Source organism: Nitratireductor sp. J20-h4, from assembly GCF_056780505.1.
This window is the reverse complement of the sequence record NZ_CM165557.1, coordinates 2,396,763-2,419,326: the sequence shown is the minus strand read 5'-3', so window position 1 is coordinate 2,419,326 and position 22,564 is coordinate 2,396,763. Positions and strand designations below refer to the sequence as shown.

At 67.3% G+C, this 22,564-nt stretch carries 18 protein-coding genes; all 18 read left to right on the top strand.

All coding sequences use genetic code 11. The features are described 5' to 3' along the window. The first annotated feature begins 36 nt into the window (after positions 1–36). The 18 genes from ACT2B0_RS11775 (at position 37) to ACT2B0_RS11690 (ending at position 22,488) form a co-directional block, all read left to right on the top strand. On the top strand, positions 37–1,491 hold the full coding sequence (locus tag ACT2B0_RS11775; protein WP_473464952.1) for a UDP-N-acetylmuramoyl-L-alanyl-D-glutamate--2,6-diaminopimelate ligase: 1,455 nt from the start codon (positions 37–39) through the stop codon (positions 1,489–1,491). After that, positions 1,488–2,927: a UDP-N-acetylmuramoylalanyl-D-glutamyl-2,6-diaminopimelate--D-alanyl-D-alanine ligase gene (locus tag ACT2B0_RS11770; protein WP_473464949.1), complete on the top strand. Its 1,440-nt coding sequence runs from the start codon at positions 1,488–1,490 to the stop codon at positions 2,925–2,927. The genes ACT2B0_RS11775 and ACT2B0_RS11770 overlap by 4 nt, the downstream gene beginning before the upstream one ends. A gap of 19 nt (positions 2,928–2,946) precedes the next feature. After that, positions 2,947–4,029, top strand: coding sequence for a phospho-N-acetylmuramoyl-pentapeptide-transferase (gene mraY / locus ACT2B0_RS11765; protein WP_473464946.1), 1,083 nt, complete (start codon positions 2,947–2,949; stop codon positions 4,027–4,029). 2 nt (positions 4,030–4,031) lie between these two features. Continuing rightward, complete coding sequence (gene murD / locus ACT2B0_RS11760) at positions 4,032–5,432, top strand: UDP-N-acetylmuramoyl-L-alanine--D-glutamate ligase (RefSeq protein ID WP_473464943.1); 1,401 nt, start codon at positions 4,032–4,034, stop codon at positions 5,430–5,432. Further along, complete coding sequence (gene ftsW / locus ACT2B0_RS11755; protein ID WP_473464940.1) at positions 5,432–6,586, top strand: putative lipid II flippase FtsW; 1,155 nt, start codon at positions 5,432–5,434, stop codon at positions 6,584–6,586. The genes murD and ftsW overlap by 1 nt, the downstream gene beginning before the upstream one ends. A gap of 1 nt (position 6,587) precedes the next feature. Then, positions 6,588–7,712 carry an undecaprenyldiphospho-muramoylpentapeptide beta-N-acetylglucosaminyltransferase gene (murG, locus tag ACT2B0_RS11750; RefSeq protein ID WP_473464937.1) on the top strand — a complete coding sequence of 375 codons (1,125 nt, stop codon included), beginning with the start codon at positions 6,588–6,590 and terminating at the stop codon, positions 7,710–7,712. Beyond that, complete coding sequence (gene murC, locus ACT2B0_RS11745) at positions 7,709–9,115, top strand: UDP-N-acetylmuramate--L-alanine ligase (protein ID WP_473464935.1); 1,407 nt, start codon at positions 7,709–7,711, stop codon at positions 9,113–9,115. Before murG ends, murC begins: the two co-directional genes overlap by 4 nt. Further along, complete coding sequence (gene murB, locus ACT2B0_RS11740; RefSeq protein ID WP_473464932.1) at positions 9,112–10,074, top strand: UDP-N-acetylmuramate dehydrogenase; 963 nt, start codon at positions 9,112–9,114, stop codon at positions 10,072–10,074. The genes murC and murB overlap by 4 nt, the downstream gene beginning before the upstream one ends. Positions 10,075–10,312: 238 nt before the next feature. Further along, positions 10,313–11,239 (top strand): D-alanine--D-alanine ligase, encoded by a 927-nt coding sequence (locus ACT2B0_RS11735; protein WP_473464930.1) that lies wholly within the window; start codon positions 10,313–10,315, stop codon positions 11,237–11,239. After that, positions 11,227–12,156, top strand: a complete 930-nt coding sequence (locus ACT2B0_RS11730; protein ID WP_473464928.1) for a cell division protein FtsQ/DivIB — start codon at positions 11,227–11,229, stop codon at positions 12,154–12,156. The genes ACT2B0_RS11735 and ACT2B0_RS11730 overlap by 13 nt, the downstream gene beginning before the upstream one ends. Then, on the top strand, positions 12,153–13,463 hold the full coding sequence (gene ftsA, locus ACT2B0_RS11725) for a cell division protein FtsA (protein WP_473464925.1): 1,311 nt from the start codon (positions 12,153–12,155) through the stop codon (positions 13,461–13,463). Before ACT2B0_RS11730 ends, ftsA begins: the two co-directional genes overlap by 4 nt. A 67-nt stretch (positions 13,464–13,530) precedes the next feature. Continuing rightward, complete coding sequence (gene ftsZ, locus ACT2B0_RS11720; protein ID WP_473464923.1) at positions 13,531–15,150, top strand: cell division protein FtsZ; 1,620 nt, start codon at positions 13,531–13,533, stop codon at positions 15,148–15,150. A 284-nt stretch (positions 15,151–15,434) separates the two neighbouring features. Further along, positions 15,435–16,385 carry a UDP-3-O-acyl-N-acetylglucosamine deacetylase gene (gene lpxC, locus ACT2B0_RS11715; protein ID WP_473465947.1) on the top strand — a complete coding sequence of 317 codons (951 nt, stop codon included), beginning with the start codon at positions 15,435–15,437 and terminating at the stop codon, positions 16,383–16,385. Positions 16,386–16,522: 137 nt separating this feature from the next. Then, positions 16,523–17,389: an outer membrane protein assembly factor BamD gene (locus ACT2B0_RS11710; RefSeq protein ID WP_473464921.1), complete on the top strand. Its 867-nt coding sequence runs from the start codon at positions 16,523–16,525 to the stop codon at positions 17,387–17,389. Positions 17,390–17,407: 18 nt separating this feature from the next. Further along, on the top strand, positions 17,408–19,081 hold the full coding sequence (recN, locus tag ACT2B0_RS11705) for a DNA repair protein RecN (protein ID WP_473464918.1): 1,674 nt from the start codon (positions 17,408–17,410) through the stop codon (positions 19,079–19,081). An 84-nt stretch (positions 19,082–19,165) separates the two neighbouring features. Next, positions 19,166–21,289: an NAD-dependent DNA ligase LigA gene (gene ligA, locus ACT2B0_RS11700; RefSeq protein ID WP_473464917.1), complete on the top strand. Its 2,124-nt coding sequence runs from the start codon at positions 19,166–19,168 to the stop codon at positions 21,287–21,289. A 144-nt stretch (positions 21,290–21,433) separates the two neighbouring features. Beyond that, positions 21,434–22,195 carry an AzlC family ABC transporter permease gene (locus ACT2B0_RS11695; RefSeq protein WP_473464914.1) on the top strand — a complete coding sequence of 254 codons (762 nt, stop codon included), beginning with the start codon at positions 21,434–21,436 and terminating at the stop codon, positions 22,193–22,195. Beyond that, positions 22,192–22,488, top strand: coding sequence for an AzlD family protein (locus tag ACT2B0_RS11690; protein WP_473464912.1), 297 nt, complete (start codon positions 22,192–22,194; stop codon positions 22,486–22,488). Before ACT2B0_RS11695 ends, ACT2B0_RS11690 begins: the two co-directional genes overlap by 4 nt. Positions 22,489–22,564: the final 76 nt, after the last annotated feature.

Below are 22,564 nucleotides of genomic sequence, written 5' to 3'. Positions count from 1 at the left end.
CGCCGGTCGGACCCGGCGGCATTCAGACGGATTTACATGAAGCTCAGCGACCTTGCCGATCTTTTCCCCGACAACACCGTGCCGAGCGGCGGGGTCGCGCTCGCCGGGCTCAGCTCGGATTCTCGGGCGGTCGGCCCCGGCTTTCTGTTCGCCGCGCTGAAAGGCGTGAAGACGGACGGGATGGCCTATGCGCGCCAGGCTGCCCGGGCAGGCGCGGTCGCCATTCTGGCCGGGCCGGACGCGGATGCGGCGGATCTCGACATACCGGTTCTTCGCGTCTCCGATCCGCGCCGCACGCTGGCGCTGGCGGCGGCGCGCTTTTATGCCGGCCAGCCCGAAACCATGGTCGCGGTGACCGGCACGGCCGGCAAGACCTCCGTCGCCTCGTTCGTGCGCCAGATCTGGGAGCGCACCGGCCAGAAGGCGGCCAGCATCGGTACCACCGGGCTGAGCGCGCCCGGCCGCGAGGAATACGGATCGCTGACCACGCCGGACCCGGTGGCGCTGCACAAATTGTTGCGCGAACTGGCTGATGCCGGCGTCACCCATGCCGCGATGGAGGCGTCCAGCCACGGGCTCGACCAGCGCCGTCTGGACGGGGTGCGGCTTGCCGCGGCCGCGTTCACCAATCTGGGGCGCGACCATCTCGACTACCATCCAACCCTCGAAGACTATCACCGCGCCAAGATGCGGCTGTTCGACACGCTGTTGCCAAAGGGCGCGCCGGCGATCGTGTTCGCCGACGATCCCTGGTCGGCGGCCACCATCGAGGCGGCCGAACGCGCCGGCTGCGAGGTGTTGACCGTGGGGCGCCGCGGCACGTTCATGAGCCTGAAGCGCGTCGAGCACGAGCGCCAGCGCCAGCGCGCCGAAATCGAGGCGGACGGCCGGATCCACGAGATCGTGCTGCCGCTCGCCGGCGATTTCCAGATCGCCAACGCGCTGGTGGCGGCCGGCCTGGCGGTCGCGACGGGGACCGAGACCGAGGCCGCGCTGCGGGCGCTGGAACATCTGCGCGGCGCGTCCGGCCGGCTCGAGCTGGTCGGACAGACCGGTGCCGGCGCGCCGGTCTATGTCGATTACGCCCACAAGCCCGAGGCGCTTGAGAACGCGCTTTCCGCGGTGCGGCCGTTCACCACCGGCCGGGTGGTGGTGGTGTTCGGCTGCGGCGGCGACCGCGACCGCGGCAAGCGGCCGATCATGGGCGCGATCGCGACGCGGCTGGCCGACGTGACGATCGTGACCGACGACAATCCGCGCAGCGAGGTGCCAGCGGAAATCCGCGCCGAAATCCTGGCCGACGCGCCCGGCGCGGTCGAGATCGGCGACCGCCGCGAGGCGATCCGCGCGGCGGTTTCAATGCTGCGCGCCGGCGATACGCTGGTGGTGGCCGGCAAGGGGCACGAGGAGGGGCAGACGGTCGGCGAGGTGACCCATCCGTTCTCCGATCACGCCGAGCTTCGCAAGGCATTGGCGGAGCAGCGGGCATGAGCGAATTGTGGACCGCCGAAGCAATGGTCGCCGCCATGGAAGGGCGCCCATTCGGACAGTTGCCCAAGACGGTTTCGGGCATTTCGATCGATACGCGGACACTGAACCGGGGCGAAGCCTTTTTCGCCATCAAGGGCGAGAGCTTCGACGGCCATGATTTTGCCACCGCTGCCGTGGCCGCCGGCGCGGCCCTGCTGGTGGTTGCGGAAGGCCGCCTGCCGGGGCTCGGTCGCCTGACCTGTCCGATGATCGTGGTCAAGGACGTGCTGGTCGCGCTCGAACGGCTGGCCGAAGCCAGCCGCCGGCGCTCGAAGGCCAAAATCATCGCCGTGACCGGTTCGGCCGGCAAGACGACGACCAAGGAAGCGCTCCGGCGCGCGCTATCCGGTTCGGGCACGGTGCACGCGGCGGAACGCTCCTTCAACAATCATTGGGGCGTGCCGCTGACCCTGGCGCGCATGCCCGAGGACACCGATTTCGGCGTGTTCGAGATCGGCATGAACCATGCCGGCGAAATCCGCCCGCTGGTCAAGCTGGTGCGCCCGCATGTGGCGATCGTGACCATCGTTGCCGCCGCGCATCTCGGCCATTTCCATTCGCTCGACGACATCGCCCGCGCCAAGGCCGAGATCTTCGAGGGGCTGGAGCCGGACGGTCACGCGCTGATCAACCGCGACGACGCGCGCTGGCGTATCCTGCAAAAGGCCGCCAAGGATGCCGGCGTCAAGCATATTCACGGGTTCGGCGAGCACGCCCGCGCCACCTACAGGCTCGTGCAGGCGGTCCTGAAACCCGATCATTCGAGCCTCACCGCGCGGATCGGCGGGGCGGAGATCGTGGCGCGGATCGGCGCGCCCGGCCGGCATATGGTGCAAAACGCGCTCGCGGTGCTGGGAGCGGTGCACCTGGCCGGCGGCGATGTCGCCAAGGCGGCCGCCGCGCTCGGCGCCTTTCGGGCCGAAAAGGGCCGCGGCGCGCGCCATGTGCTTGCCCATCCCGACGGGCCGGTCACGCTGATCGACGAAAGCTACAACGCCAACCCGGCCTCGATGAAGGCGGCGATCGCGCTGCTTGCCGGCACGCAGACCGGTCATGACGGACGCCGGATCGCCGTTTTGGGCGACATGCTCGAACTCGGCGCGCATTCGGCCAAGCTGCATGCCGGGCTTGCCGAGCCGATCCTGGAAGCCGGGCTCGACCGGGTCTATCTGGCCGGCGAGGCGATGGCGGCCCTGCGCGACGCGCTTGCGCAGCATGTCGCGGTCGACTATCGGCCAACGCGCGAGGCGCTACAGCCGGTGCTGCTGGCTGAGATCGGCGGCGGCGACGCGGTGATGGTCAAATCGTCGCTTCGGCTCGGTTTTGCCGGGCTGATCGACTCGCTTTTGGAAAAATATCCTCCGCAACAGGCTTCGACCGCGGCGGACGAGGGATGAAGAGGGGGATTTCCAGCACATGCTCACTTTGCTGGTAAGTGCGGCCGACCAGTTCTCGGTCTTCAACGTCTTTCGTTACATCACCTTCCGCACGGGAGGCGCGCTGATCACCTCGGCGCTGATCGTGTTCATGTTCGGACCGGTGATCATCAACTCGCTGCGCGTGCGCCAGGGCCGGGGCCAGCCGATCCGCGCCGACGGGCCGCAGACCCATTTCAAGAAGGCGGGCACCCCGACCATGGGCGGCCTGATGATCATGACCGGGATCATCGGCTCCTCGCTTTTGTGGGCAAACCTGTCGAGCGTCTATGTGTGGACCGTGCTCCTGGTCACGCTGCTGTTCGGCGCGATCGGCTTTTACGACGACTACATGAAGGTCACGAAGCAGTCGCATCTCGGCATATCGGGAAAATTGCGGCTCCTGGCGGAGTTCCTGATCGCCGGCACCGCGGCGTGGGTCATCATGCGCAACGGTCAGGAGCCGTTTTCCACCTCGCTGACCTTTCCCTTCTTCAAAGACCTGATCATCAATCTGGGCATCTTTTTTGTGCCGTTCGCCGCCTTCGTCATCGTTGGGGCCGGCAACGCGGTCAATCTCACCGACGGTCTCGACGGGCTTGCCATCGTGCCGGTGATGATCGCGGCCTCGTCGTTCGGCGTCATCGCCTATCTGTCCGGCAACGCGGTGTTCGCCGACTATCTGCAGATCCATTTCGTGCCGGGCACCGGCGAACTGGCGGTCGTGCTGGGGGCGGTGATCGGCGCCGGGCTCGGCTTCCTGTGGTTCAACGCGCCGCCGGCCGCGATCTTCATGGGCGATACCGGGTCGCTGGCGCTGGGCGGCCTGATCGGCACGATCGCGATCGCTGCCAAGCACGAGATCGTGCTGGCGATCATCGGCGGGCTGTTCGTGATGGAGGCGCTGTCGGTGATCATCCAGGTGGCGGTGTTCAAGATGACGGGCAAGCGCGTCTTCCTGATGGCGCCGATCCATCATCATTTCGAAAAGATGGGCTGGACGGAAAGCCAGATCGTGATCCGCTTCTGGATCATCGCCGTCATCCTGGCGCTGATCGGCCTGTCGACGCTGAAGCTGAGATAGAGATGATTGCAGCGCGCAGCTTCAGCGGCAAGACCGTCGCCCTGTTCGGGCTCGGCGGGTCGGGCATCGCCACGGCGACGGCGCTCGCCGCCGGCGGCGCGCGGGTGATCGCCTGGGACGACAATCCCGAAAGCGTGGCGCGGGCCGGGCGCGAGGCGATCGCCACGCAGGACCTGCGCGGGATCGACTGGAGCGGCGTTGCCTCGCTGGTTCTGTCGCCGGGCGTTCCCCTGACCCATCCCAAGCCGCACTGGAGCGTGGAACTGGCGCGGGCTGCCGATGCCGAGATCATCGGCGATGTCGAACTGTTTTCGCGCGAGCGCGCCGCACGCGCGCCCGAGACGCCGTTCATCGCGATCACCGGCACCAACGGGAAATCGACCACGACCGCGCTGATCGGTCATATCCTGACCCATAGCGGCCATGACGCGCAGATCGGCGGCAATATCGGGCGCGCGGTGATGACGCTCGACCCACCGGCCGCCGGCCGCTCCTACGTGGTGGAATGTTCGTCCTACCAGATCGACCTGGCGCCCTCGATCCGGCCGACGGCCGGCATCCTGCTCAATCTTTCACCCGACCATCTCGACCGCCACGGTACGATGCAGCACTACGCCGCGATCAAGGAGCGGCTGGTCGCCGGCAGCGATCTGGCGATCGTCGGCGTCGACGACGCATGGGGGGCGCAGATCGCCGACCGGCTCGAACAGACCGGCGCCGAACTGGTTCGCATCTCCAAGCGCCTGGCGCTCGCCAACGGGCTCTTCGCCGAAGGCACGGAACTGATGCAGGCGCGCGATGGCAGGGTGCGCCAGGTCGCCTCGCTGGCGGGTATCGGCGCGCTGCGCGGCCAGCACAATGCCCAGAACGCGCTCGCGGCGATCGCGGCCTGCCGCAGGATCGGCGTCTCGGACGCCGAAATCCAGGCGGGGCTTGCGAGCTTTCCCGGCCTGGTCCACCGCATGGAGCAGGTGGCGCGGCGCGGGCATGTGCTGTTCGTCAACGATTCCAAGGCCACCAATGCCGACGCCGCCGCGCCGGCGCTGTCGAGCTATCCGCGCATCTACTGGATCGCCGGCGGGCTAGCCAAGGAGGGCGGTATCGAGCCGCTGCGCGGCCTGTTTCCGCGCATCGCCAAGGCCTATCTGATCGGCGAGGCGGCGCCGGCCTTCTCGGCGACGCTGGGCGACATGGTGCCCTACGAGATCGCCGGCACGCTCGACGCGGCGGTCGCGCACGCGGCCGCCGACGCGCAGAACGACCCGGCGGGCGAGGCGGTTGTCCTGTTATCCCCGGCTTGCGCAAGCTTCGACCAGTATAGAAATTTCGAGGTGCGCGGCGACGCCTTCAAGGCTGCGGTGCGCGGCCTTGCCAATATCGAACCGATCGGAGGGACAAGCTGATGGTCAGTCGTGTCGACAGGGGGCCGGTCGCCAATTGGTGGTGGACGGTCGATCGCTGGTTCCTCGCAGCCTTTTTGAGCCTGATGGTGCTCGGCATTGTGTTGTCCTTCGCAGCCAGCCCGGCGGTGGCCGAGCGCATCGGCCTGTCGGAATTCCATTTCGTGGAACGCCAGATCGTCTTCATGCTGCCCGCGGTTGGAGCCATGCTTGCGGTCTCCTTCCTCTCGCCGCGCAACATCCGCAGGCTGGCGCTGGTCATGCTGGCCGGTTCCCTGGTCGCGATGGTGCTGGTGCTCTTCGTCGGGGTCGAGGTCAAGGGCGCGCGGCGCTGGATTTCGCTCTTTGGCGTCTCCGTCCAGCCGTCGGAATTCCTCAAGCCGGCCTTCGTGGTGATCTGCGCGTGGCTTTTTGCCGAACATGCGCGCCAGCCCGACATTCCCGGCAATCTGTTCGCCATCATCCTTCTGGGCCTGGCGCTGGCATTGCTGGTCGCCCAGCCCGATCTCGGCCAGACCATGCTGGTGCTGGGCACCTGGGGGGCGATGTTCTTCCTGGCCGGCATGCCGTGGCTGTGGATCGCCGTGCTCGGCGGTCTCGGCGCGGCCGGCGCGGTCGCCGCCTACTCGATCTTTCCGCACGTCGCCGACCGCATCGACCGTTTCATCACCGGCGAGGGCGACACGTTTCAGGTCGATACCGGGCGCGAGGCGATCATCCGCGGCGGCTGGTGGGGCGAGGGTCCCGGCGAGGGCACCGTCAAACGCATCCTGCCCGACAGCCATACCGATTTCATCTTCGCCGTGGCGGCGGAGGAGTTCGGTATCGTTTTGTGTTTCATCATCGTCGGCCTGTTCGCCTTCGTCGTGCTGCGCGGCCTGCGCTCGGCGCTGCGCGAGGAGGACGATTTCGTCCGTTACGCCGTTTGCGGACTGGTCGTGCTTTTGGGCTTCCAGTCGGTCATCAACATCTCCGTCAATCTCCAGCTGATGCCGGCCAAGGGCATGACCTTGCCGTTCATCTCCTATGGCGGCTCGTCGCTGATCGCGATGGCGATCTCGATGGGCATGGTGCTGGCGCTGACGCGACGCCGTCCGGAACGGCGCAAGACGTCCGATTTCCCGTTCGCGCCCGGCAGCGCCTTCGCGGCCAAGTAAGATGGGCCGGGGAACCATCCTGCTGTCGGCCGGGGGCACAGGCGGCCATCTGTTTCCGGCCGAGGCGCTGGCGCACGCGCTCAAGGCGCGGGGCTGGAGCGTGCATCTGGCCAGCGACGATCGCGCCGCCCGTTACGCCGGCGCCTTTCCCGCCGACGGTCATCACGTGATCACCTCGGCTACGATCGGCTCGCGCAATCCGCTCACGGTCGCGCGCGCGTTCTGGGCGCTGTGGCGCGGCTATCGCGAGGCGTCGGTCGTGCTGCAGCGCCTGAAGCCCAAGGCGGTGGTCGGTTTCGGCGGCTATCCGACCCTGCCGCCGGTCTTTGCCGCGACCCGGCGCGGCATTCCCACCCTCATCCATGAGCAGAACGCGGTGATGGGGCGGGCCAACCGGGCGCTGTCGGCCCGTGTCACCGCCATCGCCGGCGGGTTCCTGAAGGCCGAAGGCGCGCTTGCCGGGCGGATCGTGGAAACCGGCAACCCCGTGCGCCCGGCCGTGATCGAGGCCGCCGCCACGGCGTACCGGTCCCCGGCGCCCGATGCGCCGTTCGAGCTTCTGGTGTTCGGCGGCAGCCAGGGCGCACAGTTTTTCTCGCAAGCCGTACCGCCGGCCATCGCGGCCATGCCCGACGAGGCGCGCCGGCGCCTGCGCGTCACCCAGCAGGCCCGGCCGGAGGACGAGGCGGCCGTGCGCGCCGCCTATCAGGCGATGGGCGTGGCGGCCGAAATATCGCCGTTCTTTACCGACATGGCGGCGCGGATCGCGCGCGCGCATCTGGTGATCGCGCGGGCCGGCGCGTCGACCGTGTCAGAAATCGCGGCGATCGGGCGCCCGGCGCTGCTGGTGCCTTATCCGTATGCGCTCGATCACGATCAGGCGGCCAACGCCGCCGCCCTGCAGGCGGCCGGCGGGGCGGAAGTCCATGCCCAGGCGACGCTGTCGGCGGAAAAACTGCGCGACCTGCTCGACGGATTGATGCGTGACCCCGCGCGGCTCGATACCATCGCGGCCGCCGCCAAAACGGCCGGCAAGCCGGACGCGACGAGGTTGCTCGCCGACTTGACGGAGGTTATTGCGTCGGGTCTTTCGCCAGACGCATTCAAGCAAGGAGTCCGATCATGAAGATGCCAGAGACGATCGGCCTCATCCATTTCGTCGGCATTGGCGGCATCGGCATGAGCGGGATTGCCGAGGCGCTCGACACGCTCGGTTACCAGGTGCAGGGCTCCGACCAGTCCGACAACGCCAATGTGCAGCGGCTGCGCGACAAGGGCATCCGCGTTTTCGTCGGTCACGACGCGGCCAATCTCGGCGAGGCCGAGGTGGTGGTGGTGTCGACCGCGATCAAGAAGGACAATCCGGAGCTCGCCGCCGCGCGAGAGCGGCTCCTGCCGGTGGTCCGGCGCGCCGAGATGCTGGCCGAACTGATGCGCTTTCGTCAGGCGGTGGCGATCGGCGGCACCCACGGCAAGACCACGACCACGTCGATGGTTGCCACGCTGCTCGACGCCGGCGGGCTCGATCCGACGGTGATCAATGGCGGCATTATCAACGCCTACGGCACCAATGCGCGCATGGGCGAAGGCGAGTGGATGGTGGTCGAGGCCGACGAGAGCGACGGCACCTTCTTGAAGCTGCCGGCCGAGATCGCGGTGGTGACCAATATCGATCCCGAACATCTCGACCATTACGGCAGTTTCGACGGCGTGCGCGAGGCGTTCCGTCAATTCGTCGAAAACGTGCCCTTTTACGGCTTCGGCGTGATGTGCATCGACCATCCCGAGGTGCAGGCACTGGTTTCGCGCATCGAGGACCGGCGCGTCATCACCTATGGCGGCAATCCGCAGGCCGCCGTCCGGTTCGAAAATGTCGGCACGGAGGGTACCCACTCGTTGTTCGACATCGTCGTGCGCGACCGCAAGACCGGTCAGGTCAGCGACATTCGCGGCCTGCGCCTGCCGATGCCCGGCCGCCACAACGTCGCCAACGCGACGGCCGCGATCGCGGTGGCGCACGAACTGGGCATTTCGGCCGACGACATCCGCAAGGGGTTGCTGTCGTTCGGCGGCGTCAAGCGGCGCTTCACCCCGACCGGCACCTGGAACGGGGTCCAGGTTTTCGACGATTACGCGCATCATCCCGTCGAGATTTCCGCGGCTCTGGGCGCCGCGCGCGAGACCTGCAAGGGCCGCGTCATCGCAATTGCCCAGCCGCATCGCTTCACCCGCCTGCACGATCTGTTCGACGATTTCGCCTCCTGCTTCAACGATGCCGACACGGTTCTGGTCGCGCCGGTCTATCCGGCCGGCGAGGATCCGATCGAAGGCGTGTCGGCCGAGACGCTGGTGGCGCGCATGCGCGCCGGCGGCCATCGCGACGCGCGCGCGATCGCCGGGCCGCAGGCGATCGCGCCGATCGTGCGCGATCTTGCCCGCGATGGCGACTACGTGATCTTTCTGGGGGCCGGCAACATCACCCAATGGGCCTATCAGCTGCCCGGGGAACTCGCCGGGGGCAACACATGAACGGCGCTGCGCTTGTGCAGCGGCTGGGCGACCGGCTTTCGGCTGTGCGCGGGCGCATCACGCCCGACGCGGCGATGGACAAGATCACCTGGTTTCGGGCCGGCGGAACGGCGGATGCGCTGTTTCAGCCCGCCGACGAAGAGGATCTGGCCGCGTTCCTGAAAGCGGTGCCGCGCGAGATTCCGATCACGGTCGTCGGCATCGGTTCCAACCTGCTGGTGCGCGAGGGCGGCATTCGCGGTTTCGTCGTCAGACTGTCGGCCAAGGGGTTCGGCGCCGTGCAGGCGATCGGCGACAACCGCATCCGCGCTGGCGCGGCGGCGCCCGACAAGCGCGTGGCGGCCGCGGCGCTCGAGGCCGGTCTCGGCGGCTTCCATTTTTATCACGGCATTCCCGGCGGCATTGGCGGGGCGCTGCGCATGAATGCCGGCGCCAATGGCGTGGAGACGCGCGAGCGCGTCGTGGAGGTGCGTGCGCTCGACCGCGACGGCGCGCTCCACATCCTTTCGAACGCCGATATGGGGTATGCCTATCGCCATTCGGCCGCGTCGAAGGATCTGATCTTCACCGAGGCTACGCTTGAAGGAGAGCCGGCCGGCAAGGCGGCGATCCAGGCGGCAATGGACGCCGTCCAGCATCACCGCGAGACGGTGCAGCCGATCCGCGAAAAGACCGGCGGCTCGACCTTCAAGAACCCGGAAGGGACCTCGGCCTGGAAGGAGATCGACAAGGCCGGCTGCCGGGGCCTGATGATCGGCGGCGCGCAGATGTCGCCCATGCATTGCAATTTCATGATCAACACCGGCACCGCGACCGGCTACGATCTGGAACTCCTGGGCGAGACCGTGCGCGCCCGCGTCCTGGAACGGTCCGGTATCAGGCTGACCTGGGAAATCCGGCGCATCGGCGCCTTCAAGCCCGGCCACGAGATCGACGAGTTCCTGGGGCAGATGCTGTAGCGGCTTGCCCCGCGGCATCGGCCGCATCGAAACGGGCGATCGGGCACTATCGTGCGGACGCCCCGACATTCCATACTTGCCAGCGGGCTAAAGCTCTGATTCTTTGGGGCCAAGCGTTTCCTGATTTGAGTCGTTTCACGCGTTCGCCGCGTTTTTGACTGGGGGGTCTTCCGCCGGTGGACTCGGACTCAAGCCCGGACTGCGCGGAGAGGCCCGCCGAAGCAGGGGAAGTCCGGGTATGGCGAAAAAACACGTTGCCGTTCTTTTGGGGGGATTTTCCTCCGAGCGGCCCGTTTCGCTGTCTTCGGGCGCTGCGTGCGCGGACGCGCTCGAGGGCGAGGGGTATCGCGTCACGCGCGTCGATGTCGGCCACGATCTCGGCCGGGTTTTGGCCGAGCTGCGGCCCGATGTCGCCTTCAACGCGCTGCACGGGCCGTTCGGCGAGGACGGCAAGGTTCAGGGCATCCTCGAATATCTCGAAATTCCCTACACCCATTCCGGCGTGCTGGCGTCGGCGCTGGCGATGGACAAGGAAAAGGCCAAGCTGGTCGCCAGGGCGGCGGGCATTCCGGTCGCCGAATCGAAAATCCGCAACCGTTTCGAGATCGGATCCCGGCATCCGATGCCGCCGCCTTATGTGGTCAAGCCGGTCAACGAGGGCTCGAGCTTCGGCGTCGTCATCGTCAAGGCCGACCAGCCGCATCCGCCGCAGATCATCCAGTCGGACGATTGGAAATATGGCGACATCGTCATGGTCGAGCGATTCGTGCACGGGCGCGAACTGACCTGCGCGGTGATGGGCGACGTCGCTCTCGGGGTCACCGAAATCGTGCCGGTGGGGCATTCCTTCTACGACTATGACGCAAAGTACGTGGCGGGGGGCTCAAAACACGAATGCCCCGCAAAAATTTCACCGAATATTTACCAAAAAATACAGACACTCGCGCTCAAGGCTCACCAAGCCATCGGCTGCCGGGGCGTGACCCGGTCCGACTTCCGCTACGACGACCGCCATTCGGAAAATGGCGAGTTGATCTGGCTCGAAGTCAACACGCAGCCGGGCATGACGCCGACATCGCTCGTGCCGGAACTGGCCGCGCATGCCGGTCACGGGTTTGGTGAGCTCCTGCGTTGGATGGTGGAGGACGCTTCGTGTTTGCGTTGAGACCGGCAAAATACCGCAAGACGGGCGCTTCGCTCCCGTCGCGGACGCTTGCCGGCTTTTCGGACGGCGTCCTGCCGCGACGGCTGCGCCGCCCGGCGCGGTTTCTGTCGCGCCTGGACGTCGACGCGCTGGAGGCGCCGCGTCACGCCATGCTGGCGGCCACGCTGTGCGTGCTGATGGCTGCCGGCGCCTATGGCGTCGTTCTTGGCGGGCACATGCCGACGGTCGTCAAGGCGGTCACCGCGCGCAGCGGCTTCGCCATCAACGATGTTCGCATTTCAGGCCATGTCGAAACGTCCGAGATCGACATTCTCGGCAGGCTCGAGCTCGACGGATGGACGTCGCTGGTCGGCTTCGACGCCGACACGGCGCGCACGCGCATCGCCGCCATGCCGTGGGTGCGTTCGGCTTCGGTGCGCAAGATCTATCCCGACGCGATCGAGATCGAGATCACGGAAAAGAAGCCGTTCGCGATCTGGCAGCGCGGCAGCGACCTGACGCTGATCGAGCGCGACGGGGCGGAGATCGCGCCCTATCGCAGCGATCGCTACGCGATGCTGCCGCTGGTGGTGGGCGCCGGGGCGGCCGAGCGCGCGCAGGCGATCGTGCGCAAGCTCGCGGTTCATCCGGCGCTTGCCGAGCGCGTCAAGGGGTATGTGCGGGTGGCGGACCGGCGCTGGGATTTGCGGCTCGCCGACGGCGTGACCGTCAAACTGCCCGAGAATGGCGAAGGCCGCGCGATCGCGGAACTGGCCGCGCTCGAGCGGACCTACGGGCTTTTGGAACGCGATATCGCCGCCGTGGACATGCGGCTGGAGGATCGTCTGGTGGTGAAGCTGACGCCCGAAGGCGCGGAGCGGCGCGAAGCGGCCCTGAGCGGGCGCGGCAAGGGCAAGCGCAAGGGGCGATCGATATGAGCTGGCTTGCCGCACCCCGCGACACCGCCGCCCGCCGCTCCGGCGTGGTGACGGTTCTCGATGTCGGATCGAGCAAGATCTGCTGCATCATCGGCAAGCTCAGGCCTGCTGAAGGCGGCCAGCTTTTGAAGGGACGCACGCACCAGGTCCGTATCGTCGGCATCGGCCACCAGAAATCGCAGGGCGTGAAATCCGGCATGGTCGTCGATCTCGACCGGGCCGAACACGCCATTCGGCTGGCGGTCGACGCGGCCGAGCGGATGGCCGGCGTGACCGTCGATTCGTTGATCGTCAATCTGTCGGCCGGCCGGTTGAAAAGCGAGGTTTCGACCGCCATGGTCAATCTCGGCGGCCACGCCGTCGATGCCTCCGACATCAAGAAGGTGCTGGCCGCCGGCGCCAAGCAGGCGCTCGATGCCGAGCGCGAATTGCTGCACTCCCTGGCCGTCGGCTTCGCGCTCGACGCCGAGCGCGGGGTTCGCGATCCGCGCGGGATGGTCGGCGAGATGCTGGGCGTCGACATGCATGTGCTGACCGCCGACGCGGCGCCGATCCGCAATCTCGAACTGTGCATCAACCGGGCCCATTTGTCGGTCGAGCGCATGGTGGCTACGCCTTATGCGAGCGGCCTGGCCGCGCTGGTCGACGACGAAGCCGAACTCGGGGCGGCCTGCATCGACATGGGCGGCGGCACCACGACGCTGTCGGTGTTTGCGGAAGGAAAATTCGTTCACGCCGAATCGATCCCGGTCGGCGGCCACCACGTGACGCTCGATCTGGCGCGCGGCCTGTCGACCAGCGTCGAGGTCGCCGAGCGCTTCAAGGTCATGCATGGCTCGGCGCTGGCGAGCACCGCCGACGAGCGCGACATCGTCAACGTTCCCTCCGTCGGCAGCGGCGACGGCGACGAGCCGCTGCAGGTGCCGCGCGCGGTGATGACGCGCATCATCCGGGCACGGGTGGAGGAGACGCTGGAACTGGTGCGCGAGAGGCTGGGGCGCTCGGGCTATGGCAGCACGATCGGCAAGCGCGTGGTGCTGACCGGCGGGGCGAGCCAGCTTGTCGGCCTGCCGGAGGCGGCGCGGCGCATATTGGGGCGCAGCGTGCGCATCGGCCGGCCGCTCGGCGTGGCCGGCCTTCCCGAGGCCGCCAAGGGTCCCGCCTTCGCGGCGGTTGCCGGGCTGATGATCTATCCCCAGGTGGCATCGTTCGAAAACAGCCGGGTATCGAAATTCATGGGCATGCGCGCGACCGGTACGGGCGGGCGGTTCCTGCGTGTGGGTCAATGGTTGAGAGACAGTTTCTAACTTTGAGGGTCACACCTCCTGGCGGCCGCGGCGGCGATGCGGCGAGAAAGGCGAAAAGGACGACGACATGACAATCAATCTGCAAAAGCCGGACATCACCGAGCTGAAGCCGCGCATCACCGTCTTCGGTGTCGGCGGCGGCGGCGGCAACGCCGTCAACAACATGATCACGGCCGGCCTCAAGGGGATCGATTTCGTGGTCGCCAACACCGACGCGCAGGCGCTGACGATGTCGAAGGCCGACCGGCTGATCCAGCTCGGCGCGCATGTGACAGAGGGTCTCGGCGCGGGATCGCAGCCGGAAGTGGGCCGCGCGGCGGCCGAGGAGTGCATCGATGAAATCGTCGATCATCTCGCCGGGACGCATATGTGCTTCGTCACCGCCGGAATGGGCGGCGGCACCGGCACCGGGGCCGCGCCCGTGGTCGCGCAGGCCGCGCGCGAAAAGGGCATTTTGACCGTCGGCGTCGTCACCAAGCCGTTCCATTTCGAGGGCCAGCGGCGCATGAAGATCGCCGATCACGGCATCGAGGAGTTGCAGAAGTCGGTCGATACGCTGATCGTCATTCCCAACCAGAACCTGTTCCGGATCGCCAACGACAAGACGACCTTCGCCGATGCCTTCGCGATGGCCGACCAGGTGCTGTATTCGGGCGTTGCCTGCATCACCGACCTGATGGTCAAGGAAGGTCTGATCAATCTCGATTTCGCCGACGTACGCTCGGTGATGCGCGAGATGGGCAAGGCGATGATGGGCACCGGCGAGGCGTCCGGCGAGGGCCGCGCGATGGCCGCCGCCGAGGCCGCGATCGCCAATCCGCTGCTCGACGAGAGCTCGATGAAGGGCGCCAAGGGCCTGCTGATCTCGATCACCGGCGGTCGCGACCTGACCCTGTTCGAGGTCGACGAGGCGGCGACGCGCATCCGCGAGGAAGTCGACCAGGAAGCCAATATCATTCTTGGCGCGACCTTCGCGGAGGATCTGGAAGGCGTGATCCGGGTGTCGGTGGTTGCCACGGGCATCGACAAGAAGGCTTCAGAGATCGCCGCCGCGCCGGTCGAGATCCGTCAGCAGCCGAAGCCGGCCGCCCCGCGCGCAGCCGCTCCGCAACAGGCGCCCGAGACGCGTCAGGCGCCGCCCCCCGTCGCCGAAGCGGCGCCGGCGGAGGATCCGGTCGCCGAAGCGATCCGCGACGCCGAACGCGGCAACGCACAGCAGTCGGATTTCCGGCCGCAAAGCCGCATTTTCCAGGCGGCGCCCGAACAGGCGCCGGCCGCGCCGGCCGCCCCGACCAGGCCCGCGTCGCGGACGCAGCCTGCCGCCGCCGAGGCCCAGCCCCGCATGCCGCGCGTGGAGGATTTTCCGCCGGTCGTGAAGGCCGAGCTGCAGGCGCGCTCCGGTGCCGAGCCCGCTGCCGAGGACAAGGGGCCGATGGGATTGCTCAAGCGGCTGACAACGGGCCTGTCGCGGCGCGAGGACGAGCCGACGCGGGGCGCCGGTGCGCCGCGCGAGCCGCAATTGGTGCGCCAGCCCGAAGCCCGGCGGCTCGCCAGCCAGGACGCGCAGCTTTACGCGCCCCGGCAGGGCCAGCTCGACGATCACGGCCGCCTGACGCCGGCCGCGCGCGCGCAGCAGGAGGACGATCAGCTCGAGATCCCGGCTTTCCTGCGCCGGCAAGCCAACTGACGGGCTCACGGGCCTGTTAACAACGGAGGCGGGCCGGAAGGAAACTTCCCGTCCGCCTCCTCGTTTCTTCAATGAAATCAATAAGTAGTGGGAAGCGGCTCAACAAGGGAACTCGTAACACTGAGTAAGAAACCGTGATTTGGCGACTCTCTGCGCGGACAGTATCTTCAGCTCCGATTTGTACAGGCGCTGTGCAGGGCTTTCGGGGATTGGAGTTCCTGAACGTACGCGCAAGAGAACCGCGGGCTTGCGATCGGTCGAGCGGTCTCGTACGGGGCGGGGCTATGGGATTAGAGTTGCACGAATATCAAACCACGCTGAAATCACGCGTCTCTCTGTCGGGGGTCGGTGTGCATTGCGGCAAGCCGGTCACGATCCATTTCGGTCCGGCCGACGCCGATTCGGGCATCGTGTTTTGCTATCAAGGCGGAGCGGGGGAGCCGGTCGAGATCCGGGCGCTGGTTTCGGAGATCGGCGCAACCGATCTGTGCACGGCGCTCGGCGCGCCCGACGGGCCGCAGATCGCGACGGTCGAGCATCTCATGGCGGCGCTGTTCGCGCTTGGCATCGACAATGTCTCGATCGACATTGACGGGCCGGAAGTGCCGATCATGGACGGCAGCAGCGAGGATTTCGTCGAGGCGTTCGAACAGGCCGGTATTCGCCCGCTCGCCGTCAAACGTCGTTACATCCGCGTGCTGAAGCCGATCCGCGTCGAGAAGGGCGGCTCGTGGGCCGAATTTCTGCCCTACGACGGAACCCGTTTCGAGATCGAGATCGATTTCCAGAGCAAGGCGATCGGGCGCCAGATTTTCGCGTCCGACATCGACCCCGGCGTCTTCAAGCGCGAGATCGCTCGGGCGCGCACCTTCGGTTTCATGAAAGACGTGCAGCGGCTGTGGGCGGCGGGTTACGCGCTCGGTTCATCGCTGGAGAATTCGCTGGTGATTGCCGACGACGACAGCATCGTGAATATCGAGGGCCTGCGCTACGAAGACGAGTTCGTGCGCCACAAGACGCTCGATGCGATGGGCGACCTTGCTTTGGCGGGGGCGCGTTTCATCGGCTGTTTCCGCTCCTATCGCGGCGGGCACAACCTCAACGCCACCGCGTTGCGGCTGCTGTTGTCCGACCCGAGCGCGTTCGAGATCGTCGAGACCGGACGCCGCGAGCGCGGCCGTTCGGCGGAATTGATCGCGGTGAACGCGCCGGCCTATGCGCCGTGGCGGCTTTGATAGCTGTAGGGCCCAGCGCCTGGCGGTGTTCGCCACAAAATTGCGCGATTGAGGGGCGATAACGTTGCCCGAAAGCCGATGCTGTGATTAATGGCATCGGTCGGCAGGCCGTATCGGCCCGAGGGACCAGAGCACAGATGCGATCCGATCGAATTTCACGGCCAGGCAAACGCGCGGGCAAGTTCCTGCTGACGCTGTCGGTGCTCGCGCTTCCGTTCGCGGCGGCCGGTTGCGCCTCGGAAAAGGACATCGACCTCGCCAGCTATGTCGAGGACATCGAGCCGGCGGACACGCTCTACAATCAGGGCCTGGCCAATCTCGAAGCCGGCCGGATGAGCGAGGCGATCGCCAAGTTCGAGGCCGTCGACCGCCAGCACCCCTATTCGGAATTCGCCCGCCGCGCGATGGTCATGCACGCCTTCACCAATTACCGGCAGGGCAACTACCAGGACGCCATCAACACGGGCAAGCGCTACGTTTCGCTCTACCCCTACACGGATGACGCGGCCTACGCGCAGTATATTGTCGGCTTGAGCTATTTCCGGCAGATCCCCGACGTCACGCAGGATCAGAAGGACGCGCGCAACACGATCGAGGCCATGGACGAGGTGATCACCCGCTGGCCCGAATCCGAATATGTCGAGGACGCCAAGACCAAGAAGCGCTTCGCCCGCGACCAGCTCGCCGGCAAGGAAATGCAGATCGGGCGCTACTATCTCGAACGGCGCGAATATATCGCCGCCATCAAGCGGTTCCGCCTGGTGGTGGAGGCCTATTCGGATACGCGCCATGTCGAGGAAGCGCTGGCGCGCCTGACGGAAGCCTATTTCGCCATGGGGCTGGCCTCCGAGGCGCAGACGGCGGCCGCCGTGCTCGGCCACAATTATCCCGACAGCCAGTGGTACCGCGATTCCTACGCGCTGCTGCAGACCGGCGGGCTCGAGCCGCGCGAGAACAGAAAGTCTTGGCTGTCGAAGGCCGGAGCTGCCATTCTCGGCGGTTGACGGGGGCGGGCGCACGCAATGCTCGTCCAACTCTCGATTCGCGATATCGTCCTGATCGAAAAGCTCGATATCGGGTTTTCAGACGGTCTTTCGGTGCTCACCGGCGAGACCGGCGCGGGAAAATCGATCCTGCTCGACGCCCTGTCCCTGGCGCTCGGCATGCGCGGCGATGCCGGGCTGGTGCGCTCCGGCGCGGCGCAGGGCCAGGTGAGCGCCGCTTTCGACGTTCCCACCGATCATCCCGCCCGCGCGATCCTGCGCGACAACGCCATGGACGACGATGGCGACATCGTCTTGCGCCGGGTGCAGACGGCGGACGGCCGCACGCGCGTCTTCGTCAACGACCGACCGTCCAGCGTCGGCCTGATGCGTCAGGTCGGGCGCGCGCTGGTTGAAATCCACGGCCAGCACGACGAACGCGCGCTGGTCGATCCGGACGCGCATCGCGACCTGCTCGACGCGTTTGGCGGTCTGGTCGACCGGGCCGAGGCGGTGCGGGCGTGCTGGCGGGCGTGGCGCGCGGCCGACCAGGATCTGGCGCGCCATCGCGCCCGCGTCGAGGCGGCGGCGCGCGAGGCCGATTATCTGCGCGCATCGGTGGACGAACTCAACACGCTCGATCCGATGCCGGGCGAGGAGGAGGAACTCGCCGGCCGGCGCGCGACGATGATGCGGGCCGAAAAGATCGCCAGCGAGATCAGCGATGCGCAGGAGGTGTTTTCCGGTCCCGCCTCGCCGGTGCCGCAGCTTGCCAGCCTGCTCAGGCGGCTCGAGCGCAAATCCGGCGAAGCGCCGGGCCTGCTGGAGGAGACGATCAAGGCGCTGGACGAGGCGCTGATTGCGCTCGATTCGGTGCAGAGCGGCATCGATGCGGCGATGCGCGCCACCGAGTTCGATCCCAAACGGCTCGAGGACGCCGAGGAGCGGCTGTTCGCGCTGCGCGCGGCCGCGCGCAAGCACAATGTCGCGGTCGAGGGGCTTGCCGAACTGCGCGACGGCATGGCCGCCGATCTTGCCGATCTCGATGCGGGCGAGGAGCGGCTGGCCGAACTGGAAAAAGCGGCGCTCGTGGCGCGCCAGGACTACGACCGGGCCGCGGCTGCGCTTTCGGCCGACCGCCACGCCGCTGCCGCAATGCTGTCGGCGGCGGTGATGGCCGAACTGCCCGCGCTGAAGCTCGACCGGGCCGAATTCATCGTCCAGATCGACAGCGAGCCCGACGACCGGCGCGAGGACGGCATCGACCAGGTCGAATTCTGGGTGCGCACCAATCCCGGCTCGCGGCCGGGCCCGATGGTCAAGATCGCCTCCGGAGGCGAGCTGTCGCGCTTCCTGCTGGCGCTGAAAGTGGCGCTGGCCGACCGCGGTTCGGCGCCGACGCTGGTCTTCGACGAAATCGACACCGGTGTCGGCGGCGCGGTCGCCGATGCGATCGGCAAGAGGCTGGCGCGGCTGGCGGAGCGGGTGCAGGTGCTTTCGGTCACGCACGCTCCGCAGGTGGCGGCGCGGGCGGCGAATCACTTCCTGATCTCCAAGACCGGCACCACCGAAAGCGTCGCGACCGGGGTCGAGGCGCTGGCCGAGGCGGCGCGGCGCGAGGAGATCGCGCGCATGCTCGCCGGCGCCACCATCACCGACGAGGCGCGGGCCGCCGCAAGCAGGCTTCTGGGCGAGAACGCGGCTGTCAGTTGAAGTCTGCGGCAAAGCTGGCATAGCTTGGCCGCTCAGCCGCCGCAAAGCCGGCGCTGCCTCGTGCAACCAGTCTGCGGACCGTCCATGCCAAAACACTCCTCCGCTTCCAAATCCGTCGGCGCGCTTTCGGAAGAGGAGGCCGGCGCCGAGCTCGAGCGGCTTGCCGGCGAGATTGCCGAGCACGACCGGCGTTACCATTCCGAGGACGCGCCGGTCATCACCGATGCCGAGTACGACGCGCTTCGGCGCCGCAATCTGGCGATCGAGCAGCGTTTTCCCCATCTGACGCGCGCCGATTCGCCCTCCCACGCCATCGGCGGCGCGGTGTCGGAGAAATTCGAGAAAGTCCGCCACCGCGTGCCGATGCTGTCGCTCGACAACGCGTTTTCCGACGAGGAGGTGCGCGAGTTCGTCGAGCGGGTGCGCCGCTTCCTGCGCCTGCCCGCCGATGCCGCGCTCGGCATCACCGCCGAACCCAAGATCGACGGGCTGTCCCTGTCGCTGCGCTACGAGAACGGCCGCCTGGTGACGGCGGCGACGCGTGGCGACGGCCAGACCGGCGAGGACGTGACCGCGAATGCCCGCACGATCGCCGACATTCCGAACGTGCTGTCGGGCGACTTTCCCGAGATTTTGGAAGTGCGCGGCGAGGTCTATATGACCCAGGCCGACTTTCTGGCGCTGAACCGGCGCCAGGAGGGGGAGGGCAAGCCGACCTACGTCAACCCGCGCAACACGGCGGCCGGCTCGATCCGCCAGCTCGACGCCTCGGTCACGGCCGGCCGGGCGCTGCATTTCTTCGCCTATGCCTGGGGCGAGGTGAGCGCGATGCCGGCCGACACGCAGATGGGCATGGTCGAAGCCTTCGCCGGCTACGGCTTTCCCGTCAATCCGCTGATGCGTCGCTTCACCGATGTCGACGGGCTGCTCGACCATTACCGGCTGATCGAGGAAAGCCGCGCCGGGCTCGGCTACGATATCGACGGGGTGGTCTACAAGGTCGACGATCTGGGGCTGCAGCAGCGGCTCGGTTTCGTCTCGCGCTCGCCGCGCTGGGCGACCGCGCACAAATTTCCGGCCGAAAAGGCGACCACCGTTCTCACCGGCATCGATATCCAGGTCGGGCGCACCGGCGCGCTGACCCCGGTTGCGCGGTTGACCCCAGTCACGGTCGGCGGGGTGGTGGTGACCAACGCGACCTTGCACAACGCCGAGGAGATCGAGCGGCTGGGCGTGATGATCGGCGACACCGTCACCGTGCAGCGGGCAGGGGACGTCATCCCGCAGATCCTGGGCGTCGACCTCGACAAGCGACCGGCCGACGCGGTCGCGTTCGAGTTTCCCTCCGTGTGTCCGTGCGATCTGAAAACGCCGGTGGTGCGCGAGGAGACGGCGGGCGGCAGCGAGGGGGTGATCCGGCGCTGCACCGGCGAATTCGCCTGTCCCTTCCAGCGTATCGAGCATTTGCGCCACTTCGTCTCGCGCCGGGCCTTCGACATAGAGGGGCTGGGCGAAAAGCAGATCGAATTCTTCTTCAACGATCCCGACCTGCCGGTCAGAAGCCCGGCCGAGATTTTCACGCTCGCCGCGCGCGACGACAAGAACCTGAAGAAACTGAAAGACAAGGAAGGGTTCGGCGCGGTCTCGGCCGCCAAGCTGTTTGCCGCCATCGAGGCGCGCCGCGACATTCCGCTGGAGCGCATGGTCTACGGGCTCGGCATTCGCCATGTCGGCGAGACGACGGCGCGCACGCTGGCGCGCGCCTACGGGTCCTGGCAGGCCTTTCACGACGCCGCGCTGGCCGTTGCCCACGGCGACGAGACCGCGCGCGAGGACATGGACGCGCTCGATGATATCGGCAATGCGGTGATCGACGCGATCGCACGCTATTTCGGCGAGGCGCATAATCGCGAACTGGTCGAGCGGCTGGCCGGTGAGGTGCGGGTGCGGGACGCCGAAAAGATCGCCTCGGATTCGCCGGTCGCGGGCAAGACGATCGTGTTTACCGGCGCGCTGGAGCGCATGTCGCGCGACGAGGCCAAGGCGATGGCCGAAAAGCTGGGCGCCAAGGCGGCCGGGTCGGTGTCCAGCAAGACCGATCTGGTGGTCGCCGGCCCCGGCGCCGGCTCGAAGCTGAAAAAGGCGGCCGAACTCGGCATCGAGGTGATCGACGAGGCGACCTGGTTCGAGCGGATCGCCGGGATGTGAGCGCACGCGGTGCCTGCGGGGCGGTGGTCGCGGTTATCCGGCGCCTGCCGACGCCGGACATCAGCGTGGCTGATGGCTGGCTCAAGCGAATTCATGTGACAGGCCGGACGCGCCTTCCTACATAAGGCCGGATCTGGAGTGCCGATGTCCGCAGATACAAGCTACGCGTCCGAGGGCGCGTCCGACTTTAGGGCCGGGGCGCGCCTCGGCCTGCCGATCATCGTGGCGGTGGCGCCCTTCGCCGCCCTGTTCGGCGCGCTGGCGATCCAGAACGGCTTCACCGAATTCCAGGTCGTGTTGATGAGCGCGACCGTTTTCGCCGGCGCCAGCCAGATGGTCGGCCTGGAACTGTTCGGCCAGACGATCGCGCCGTGGCTGGTGGTGTTTTCGATCTTCGCCGTCAATTTCCGCCATATTCTTTATTCCGCCGCCGTCGGGCGGCGCATGGGCGGGTGGACCGCCTGGCAAAAGGCCGTCGGCTTTTTCTTCCTGGTCGATCCGCAATACGCGGAAGCGGAGCGCCGCGGCGAAAGCGGCCGGTCGGTCGGCTTTGCCTGGTATCTGGGCATGGCGCTGCCGGTCTATGTGTTTTGGGTGTTCAATTCCTGGCTCGGCGCGCGCTTCGGCGCGCTGATTCCCGATCCGCACGCGCTCGGCATCGACTTCCTGCTGCCGATCTATTTTCTCGGCCTCGTCGTCGGTTTCCGCAACCGGCCGCTGTGGTTGCCGGTGGTGCTGGTCAGCGCGGTCGTGTCGATCTTGGCCTATAAGGCGATCGGATCGCCGTGGCACATCTCGGTCGGCGCGCTGGCGGGCGTCGTGCTGGCGGCGGCGATGCCGCCGAGCCCGCAGGCGCGGGCGGATTACGACGATCCGCCGCCGGACCAGTCGGGGCAGAGCGTATGAGTGAGATCACCTGGATCATCCTGGCCAGCGCGGTGCTGACCTATCTGACGCGGTGCGGCGGCCATCTCGTGCTGTCGCGGTTTTCGCGCATCCATCCGCGCGTGGAGGCGGGGCTGAACGCGGTGCCGACGGCCGTGTTGACCGCGCTGGTGGCGCCGGCCGCCTATACGGCCGGACCGGCCGAGGCGCTGGCGCTGGTCGCCGCCGGCCTGATCGGGCTGCGCGGCGGCATGATGAGCGTGTTTTTCGGCGGGGCCGCGGTGCTGATCGCCGGGCGCCAGTTTTTCGGCTAGAGCCGGTCTGCTTTTCACGCAATCGCAGATCGGCTTCACCTTATTGTTTTGAAACATTTTTTGAACGGCGAACCGG